Source organism: Thermoanaerobaculia bacterium (genome assembly GCA_018057705.1).
Classification (GTDB): Bacteria; Acidobacteriota; Thermoanaerobaculia; order Multivoradales; family JAGPDF01; genus JAGPDF01.
In genome coordinates, this window is the sequence record JAGPDF010000003.1 from 132,589 (window position 1) to 140,734 (window position 8,146).

General features: G+C 68.7%; 6 protein-coding genes. 3 read left to right on the top strand and 3 right to left on the bottom strand.

Features of this window, described 5'->3' with window-relative positions:
• Nucleotide 1 precedes the first annotated feature (1 nt).
• The 3 genes from KBI44_01895 to KBI44_01905 are packed head-to-tail and all read right to left on the bottom strand — an operon-like array spanning nucleotide 2 to nucleotide 4,390.
• Nucleotides 2-1,390: a hypothetical protein gene (locus KBI44_01895; protein MBP9143212.1), complete on the bottom strand. Its 1,389-nt coding sequence runs from the start codon at nucleotides 1,388-1,390 to the stop codon at nucleotides 2-4.
• On the bottom strand, nucleotides 1,368-3,860 hold the full coding sequence (locus KBI44_01900) for a hypothetical protein (GenBank protein MBP9143213.1): 2,493 nt from the start codon (nucleotides 3,858-3,860) through the stop codon (nucleotides 1,368-1,370). Before KBI44_01900 ends, KBI44_01895 begins: the two co-directional genes overlap by 23 nt.
• The gene (locus KBI44_01905) at nucleotides 3,857-4,390 is read right to left on the bottom strand and encodes a hypothetical protein (GenBank protein MBP9143214.1); all 534 of its coding nucleotides are present in this window, start codon (nucleotides 4,388-4,390) and stop codon (nucleotides 3,857-3,859) included. The genes KBI44_01900 and KBI44_01905 overlap by 4 nt, the downstream gene beginning before the upstream one ends.
• Nucleotides 4,391-4,580: 190 nt before the next feature.
• Between KBI44_01905 and KBI44_01910 the strand changes: the two genes are divergently transcribed.
• The 3 genes from KBI44_01910 to KBI44_01920 all read left to right on the top strand — a co-directional run bounded on the left by KBI44_01910 (nucleotide 4,581) and on the right by KBI44_01920 (nucleotide 7,867).
• Complete coding sequence (locus KBI44_01910) at nucleotides 4,581-5,822, top strand: ABC transporter ATP-binding protein (protein MBP9143215.1); 1,242 nt, start codon at nucleotides 4,581-4,583, stop codon at nucleotides 5,820-5,822.
• Nucleotides 5,815-6,903: a radical SAM protein gene (locus KBI44_01915; GenBank protein ID MBP9143216.1), complete on the top strand. Its 1,089-nt coding sequence runs from the start codon at nucleotides 5,815-5,817 to the stop codon at nucleotides 6,901-6,903. Before KBI44_01910 ends, KBI44_01915 begins: the two co-directional genes overlap by 8 nt.
• Nucleotides 6,904-6,982: 79 nt before the next feature.
• A complete protein-coding gene (locus KBI44_01920; protein ID MBP9143217.1) occupies nucleotides 6,983-7,867 on the top strand; it encodes a methyltransferase domain-containing protein in 885 nt (294 codons plus the stop codon).
• The last annotated feature ends 279 nt before the right edge of the window (nucleotides 7,868-8,146 follow it).

Genomic DNA, 8,146 nt, shown 5'->3' on the forward strand with positions numbered 1-8,146 from the left:
CTCAGGTCGCGCCGAAGGCGAAATAGAGCAGCAGCGCGGCTCCGCACCCGCCTGCGGCCAGGTCGAGCCCGGAGACCGGCAACTCACCCGCCCGTCCGCGACGCCACAAGGTCTGCACAGCCCAGACCGCGCCGAGGATGAGCACCGGCAGGAGCGTCAAACGGTAGCGTGACTGGACGTGCAGGAAGTAGAACAGCACGAGCTGATAGACGAGCAGGCCGCCGATCCAGCGGGCCCCTGGCCGACGTTCCCGCAGCAGCCGCACCAGTCCGAACGGAGCGGCGAAAAGGATCACGCAGTAGAGGGCGAGCTCCCCGTAGCCGAAGAGTCGCGCGAGCAGGGGCGGCGCGGCACGATAGCCCTCCCCGGCCAGGACGAGGCGGCCCCCGGGGGGCAGCATGGCGCCGAAATACGACTCGCGGTCGAACAGGCGGAAATACTGCCTGGGGAACTGCCCGGCCAGGACCGCCGGCACGCCGCGCGCGTCGACGTACTCGCGGATGCGCCGGGTGAGCGCACGCTGGCGTTCGGCGAAGTCCGCTCCTCCGGCACGGTAGGTCAGATATTCGCTCCAGGTGCGATCGCCTTCGAGGCTCCGCGAGGCGCTGTCGGTCAGGCCGACCCAGAGGTTGAAGCGCGCGCTGCCACCCAGGCCGCGGACACCGTTGTGCGTCATCTGGAACGAAACCACCGGCACGAGGACGGCAACGAGCGGCAGCGCGACGAGCAGCCCGTGCGCGACCCGCTGGCGCCGGGTGGCGGCACGGAGCACCGGCAGCGCCAGGAGTGGCAGCAGCGGCAGCAGCAGGCTCTTCAGGGCGATCGCCGCTCCGGCCACGACCCCGAGCATAGCGAGCCGCAGCGGCTGCCGCGCCTTGCCGTCGCTCGACAGGCAGCGGATCGCGAGCAACAGCGCCGCGAGGAGCAGCGCAAGATGCAAGGTCTCGGGCCAGAAGAAGCGAGCGAAAGCCGCAACCTCCGGATCGACAACGAGGACCGCCCCGGCGAGCCAGGCGAACACGGGCGTCGCTCCGGCAGCGCGCGCGATGCCGGCGAGCGCGAGTCCGGCCGCCAGCAGAGCCAGGATCTGCAACCCCACGACCGAGGCCAGGGATCCGCCGCAACGCAGGAGCACGGCGAGCGTCGCAGGGTAGCCGGGCGGCCAGAGAGGATCGAGCTCTGCCGGCTCCCCGGCCGCCCACGAGGTCGCCACCGCGACATAGCGCTTCTCGTCGCCGGTCAGCGGCCGCGTCGCAGTCCCTTCGAGGCGGGCGAGCCCGGCCTGGACGAGGGCAGCCAGCAGGAGGAGGCCAGCGAGTGAGCGCCCGGCGCTCCGTGCGTTCTCGCCGACGAAACGCCGGAAGAAATTACGGAGCCGGGACTCGGCCATCCGCGGCGTCGCTGGCGACCGGATCGACGGGCAGGTCCGTTGGCCCGCCGGCGGCGGCCGGGCCGGCCGCGAACTGCGGGAGCGCCAGTCGCATCGCGGGATCGCCCAGCAGGTTGTACTGGCGGATGAGATCGAGGTGGTTCGACTTGCGCTTGACCCGCATCAGCGCTTCGCCCACCGTGCCGGGCTGCAGCAGCTCCTCGAGGAGACGGCGGCTCCACTCCTCGCGTGGGCCGTTGCGCCAGGAGGCGGCGAAGACCGCCACCGCTCCCTTTGCCGGCTCACGCAAGAGCTTCTCTCCGATCGAGTCGGCCGTCGGATGGTCGAACGGAGCGGAGTAGCAGGTCATGCTCAGGACGAGCGGGAGACGACTCGTGGGCGCGAGCGCCTCGACGTCCGAGAGGTCGAACAGATCGCGTTGCGAGGCGAGATCGGGCGCCGCGGTGCGCCAGATGTAGCGCCCGCCGTGGCCGAAGAAGTGCACGAGGAGGGCGCCTTCGTCGAACGCTCCGCGCAGCGCCCCCTGATCGTCTGCGGTCGCCGGTACCACCGGCATCGGATAGACCTTGCGGGCGCTGTACCCTCGAGTCGCGAGCTCGTCCGAGAGTTTGTCGCTCAAGCGCTGGGTGTAGCTCTCTTCGTTGGTCACCCAGAGCACTCGCGACCGCCAGTCGCCGGGTTCCGGCGCCGTCTCGTAGGCGACGATCTTGGCGACGATGGCCTCGACCTCGCCCGTCTCGATCACGGGAAACCGTCCGACGGCGAGGTCGGGAAACTCGTCCGCGCCATCGACTGCGACGAATACGTTGTCGCCGGCAGCATGCCCTTCGGCGCTGCCGTAGCCCCAGGTCGGAACGAGGTTACGCGACGAGGCGAGTTGATCGGAGCGATAGGAGGTGCTGCCGTTCTGGATGAACTCTGCGCGATCAGAAAGGCGGAAGGCCCAGTCGGGCGAAGCGCCGGAGGGATGATCGTTCTTGCCGTCCCAACTCGCGTCTCCGACCAGCAGGAGAAAGCGCGGCGCCGGCGAGCGCCAGTGGTGAAAGGCGTAATCGACGAAGTCGCGGATGGCGCGGGGATCGGTGACGCCACCGCTCCACTCGTCGTAGATGTCGCGGATATCGACTTCGGCCACCGTGAGACCCTGGCTGCGGCGCAACGCCACGAGCGGCGCGGTCGCTTGGCGAAGGCGCGGATGGGTGACGAGCAGATAGTCGGCCTGCCGGTCGGTCTGCTTCCAGCTCGACGGCTGATCGAGCTCGAGCGCGCGCGGCGAGAGGAAGCGGCCGCGCGGCACCACCCAGCCGGAGCTTGCAGCCAGCAGCTCCACCCGGCGCCCGGCTCCCGCCTTCGCCGCGAGGCCGTAGCGCTCGCCGGCGTCGGTGAAGAGGTAGAAACCTCTTCCGGGCGGAATGTCGAGCGTCGCTGGCGCTCCGGCGGCCGCGACGCGCGACTCGATCCGGTACTGCCGCGCGCCGCTCGCCAGCGGCTCGTCCGGTGCGGGCGTCGCCGGGGTTGCTGACGCCGCGAGAGCGGCCGTTCGCGGCGCGACGATTTCGATCCAGTTCAGAATCGAGACATCGACCAGAGGCTGGCTGTCATTCGCCGGGCGCTCGGGGACGCGCAGAGCGAGGCGGTGGCTTCCCGGCAGTACTTCGGCCAGCGGCAGCCGGACCTCGATCTTCTCGACCTGCTCCGTGCCCGACCACTCCCGGCGCGCGACCACTGCGCCGTTCCAGAGGATCTCGACGGCATGATCGGCGAACTCCGCCGACGGCTTGGTGCGCGGTCGCGACCAACCGCGGACTTCGACGGCGATCTCCACCGCGGGAGAGTCCGCGCCGGCCTCGCCGGTCGTTGAGGAGTCCAGGTCCGAGAGGTCGATCGGGATCTCGAACCGGTCGGCGTCGAGGTAGGAGAGCTTCGTCCAGTACCAGAGCTCCTGATCCTCCATGCCGGCATGCGGGTAGCGCAGGAGGATGCGATCCTCTTCGAGCCGGGCCCGCCGCTGCCATTGCGAAGGGGCGGCGGGGAGGCCCGTCATCGGCCTTTCGACTCCCGCGCCCCGGCGCAGGCGATCGCTGGCAGCAGCAGGTCGCGAGGGGTCGTCCACCAGCCAGTAGACGTTGAGGCTCGAATACTCGTTGTAGTAGCCGTGCTCCCCAGCCAGTCGGTCGCCGGCGAACAGCACGGCGTCGCCGGTCCCGAATCGGCCATCGCCGCCGTCCTCGACCTCGATCGCCACGGGCCGCTCCCCGTGACGCAAGTGCAGCCTGGAGCTCGCGAGCTCGTCGGCCGGCCAACCGGCGGCGACCAGATCGGCGTGCGTCACCCGGTAGATGCCCGGGTCCTGAAGGAAGATCTTGATGGCGGGCCTCGCATCCAGCGCCAGCGCCGCCGGCGCCCATGCCGCGAGGAGCGTGGCCGTCGCCAGAGCGGCGAACGTCGACTGCAACCGGAGCCGGGTCACGGCGCGGGAGGGGGCGCCGGCGCGAGCTTGGCGCGGGCGCGGCTGACCGGGGTGAACTTCTCGCGCACCCCTTCGATGGAGATGCTCTCGACGTAGTAGTAGTACTCCTTCGCCGGATCGATGGTGTCATCGACCCAGGCATAGGAGTGGCTTTCGTCGGAGGTCCCGGCGCCGGCGATCGGTTTCGCGTTCAGGCGCTCGAACGGACCCTCGGCGCTCTCTCCCCGGAAAACGTCGAAGCCGAAGCTGTCCACCTCGCTCGCCGTGGTCCAGCGGATGGTGTTCTTGTGGGGCGCCGCCGCGGTTGCCACTCCGGTCGGTACTGGAGCGGCCGGAGCGGCCGCAGGCACCGGAGTCGGCGGAGCCAACGGAGCCGGCGGAGCCGCCTGAGCCAGCGGAGCCGGCGTCGGCGCTTCCGGGGGATGGGTCGCGGGGGGCGGCGCCGCGGTTCGACAACCTGTCCAGCAGAGCAGCGCCAGGGCTGCGAAGAGTCTCGCGGAAGTGGCGCGTGGGGTGGCTCTGCTGGGCATGGTCGGCTCGACTCCTCTGTCCGCTGGGCTCGAATCGCCTCGGAGCCCGTGGGCCGCGAAGCCTAGCACGCCAAAAACAGCGCCTGAACCTCGCGCCGGCCACTTCCGCCAGGCCTCGGAACCGGCTTCCACTCCGCCGCCTCGAGGCCAATCCGCGCCGGGAGCGCAGCAAACGTATAATTCCCTGTCCATGACCGCATCCGCCGTACCCTCCCAGGCTGCCGCCGCAGCGGTCAGCGCAGAGCTGCTCAGCAAGGTCTACCGGGTGCATGCGAATCCGATGAGTCGCGCCGTCGAGCTTCTCACCCGGCGGCAACGGCACCGGGCCTTCCACGCCCTCGACAACGTCAGTTTCGAGGTGCCGCAAGGCCAGGGCTTCGGTCTCATCGGCGAGAACGGCGCCGGCAAGAGCACGCTGCTTAAGATCCTCTCCGGGATCACGGCGCAGTCGAGCGGAAAGCTCGAGGTGCGCGGCAAGGTGGCGTCGATTCTCGAGCTCGGGTCGGCGTTCCACCCGGAGCTCTCCGGGCGGCAGAACATCGTGCTGAACGCCGCCCTGCTCGGGCTCTCCGAGAGCGAGATCCGCACCAAGACGCCGCAGATCATCGCCTTCAGCGAGCTCGACGGATTCATCGACCAGCCAGTGAAGACCTATTCGACCGGCATGGCGATGCGCCTCGGCTTCGCCATCGCCACGCAGGTCGAACCCGACGTCCTGATCATCGACGAGGCGCTCTCGGTCGGTGACGGCTACTTCCAGAAGAAGTGCATCGATCGTCTCCTCGAATTCACCTCCGGCGGCGGCACGCTGCTCCTCTGCTCGCACGCCATGTACTACATCTCCGCCTTCTGCAGCCAGGCCCTCTGGCTGCAGAACGGCAAGGTGGCGGCTTATGGACCCGCGCAGGACGTCGTACGCAAGTACGAGGAGTTCCTGCTCGCCAAGGCCGGCCACAGCCATGCCGAGGACGCCATCACTCCCGGCCCGGCCCGGATCCGTGATGTCCGCCTTCCCGGCGGGACGCTGGCACGACAGGGCGAGAACTTCGTGCTCGAGCTCGACTGGAAGAGCGACGACCCCACTCTCGAGTTTCATGTCGGCATCGGCCTCAACCGGATCGACGGCATCGAGGTCTGCTCGTTCAGCACCAACCAGGACGGGCGGCCGCCCTACTCCGGGGCGCGCGGCTATTCGGTGCGCCTCGAGCTCCCGGACCTTCAGATCCTCAAGGGTCGCTTCACGATCTACGCCTTCCTGCTCGACGGAGCGGGACTGCACATCTACGACCGCCAGATCCTCGCCGACGCTTTCGCCGTCGAGAGCCCGCGCTACGCGATCGGCCTGGCGCACTTTCCACATCGCTGGTCCGGCGGCGCCGCCCCTTCCGGTTCCGCCGACTCTTCTCGCAGGGAGACCCCACTTCATGTCTGATTTTGCGCCCCCTCCGGCCTCCAGCCGGGTGAGCCCATACCTCCACACCACCTCCGAGCGGTACTACAACCCGCTCACGGACGGCGCCCTGGCCGTCGGAGATCCACTCTTCGCGGCGCTCCGGAGCTTTGAGGAGGGCGGCATCGCGGCTCCAGAAGAGCTCGCGGCGCTCGCCGGCGGCGGCTGGCTGATCGCCGACCCCGAGCGGGCCTCGAAGTCGTTCTTCTTGAAGTACGCCTCGCTCGAAGCGCACACGGTCTGCAACCAGTCGTGCTACTTCTGCCCGGTGTCGATCGCGCCGCGGGCCAACCACTTCATGCCGACGGAGCTCTACGAGCGCATCCTCGGCGAGCTCTCGGACTACAAGTCGACGATCGAAGCGCTGTTCATGATCAATTACAACGAGCCGACCGCGGACAAGCGCTTCGTCGAGCAGGTGCGCGCCATCCGCGCCGCGGGCCTGCCACCGGCGGTGCTCACCAACGGCACGGGGCTCACGCCCGACCGGGTGGACGCGTTGGTCGAAATGGGCGGCCTGCGCTTTCTGTCGATCAACCTCTCGACGATCGATCGCGAGCGCTACAGGAAGGAGCGCGGCGGCGACCACATGGTCGCGGTGCTCAAGAACCTCGACTACGCAAAGGACAAGGCTCTGGCCGAGCAGATGGACATGGTCGTTCTGGGCACCGGCAACGCCGACCACAAGCGCGATTTCGAGGAGATCACCGCCCGCTTCGCCGGCAGCCGTTTCACGGTGAAGTACTTCGAGGTCATGGACCGCGCCGGCTACCTGCAGATCGGCGCCAAGCCCGCCGCCCCGATCGGCAAACTCTGCGGCTGCGACAACGTCGGTTCCCGCCCCTTCCAGCACCTTCACATCACCCCGCACGGCAAGTGCGTCCTGTGCTGCGAGGACTACGACGAGAAGTACGAAGTCGGCGACCTGAACGTCGAATCCGTCGCCGACGTCCTCTCCGGCCCCAAGCTCGCCCAGATGCGCCGTTGGGTCTACGGCGTCGAGGAAGCCCCGGCGAACTTCATCTGCCGCGGCTGCACCTTCGCGCTGACGCGGCCGGAGTAGCTACGGCCGATCCCACCGATCGATACATTCGGCAGTCCGCCGTGCCGCTCAGGCATCGGGCGGCACCCGAGAGACCGTCTTGACCGCAGTCCGGCCGACCCTCGACGTCGAGACTGCGCGCCGCCGGGTAGCGGCGCACGGGCGCTGGTTCCACGAGATCGAGGTGGCTCCCGGTGTGATCACGCCGGGCGAGGATTCGAACCGGCTCAAGTTGCCGCTGCTCGACGAGCTCGGCCTTCCCGGAGATGCGCACGGGCTGCGGGTGCTCGACCTCGGCTGCTCTGACGGCTTCTTCTCGTTCGAGATGGAGAAACGGGGGGCCCAGGTCGTCGCCGCCGACTTCGTCGCCGAGACCGCAACCGGCTTCGCGGTGGCCCGCGAGCTCCTGGGGAGCCGGGTCGAGTACTGGACGGAGAATGTCTACAACCTCGACCCAAAGAGACACGGCAAGTTCGACGTGATTCTATTCCTGGGCGTGCTTTATCACCTGCGCAAACCCCTCGCGGCGCTCGACGCGATCCGGGGCGTGCTCAACGAAGGCGGCCGGCTATTCCTGGCTACCCTGCTGATCGACGACTTCGTCCTCCTGCCCGGAGGCACTACGACCACTCTCGCGGCTCTCAACCCTGCTCTCTCCTCGCTCGCCCTCTGGCAGGCCTATCCGGGCGACAGCCTCAACGGCGATTTCACCAACTGCTTCGCGCCCAATCGCCGGGGACTCGAGGTCGCGCTGGAAGAGGCCCAGTTCGAAGTCGAGGAGATCCGCCAGCTCGCCATGGGCGGCTACGTGCGTGCACGAGCGATCGAGGAACCGCGCAGCGCCCTCTACCAGCAACTCGACGCGCGGCTGGAGAATGCACCTCTCGATCCCTCGGTGCCCTATTTCCTCGACCGGGACCCAGGCAAATTGACGCTGACCGGTCCGCGAAAGCGAAGCGATCCCGAAGAGCCCCAACAGGAGTAACCGACCCGCGAACTCTCCTGCGGCGGCGGACTCGAAGACAGCGCGGGTGCGCAATCAGCGGGAAGCCACCTTGCTTCCGCATCCCGGCGAGACAACGGATGCCGGCGAGGGTGCCTGCGTCGGCGCGCCCGCGACACCCCGGGGCGGGTTCTACTCCAGCCGGCGGCGGCGGCCGCCGGCGTTCGAGTAGACCTTGATCTCCTCGCTCGTGACCTCGTTCGAGGACGGTTCGAAGACCACCGTCCACTGACGCCCCAGCCGGTCGGAGATCTTCTTCAT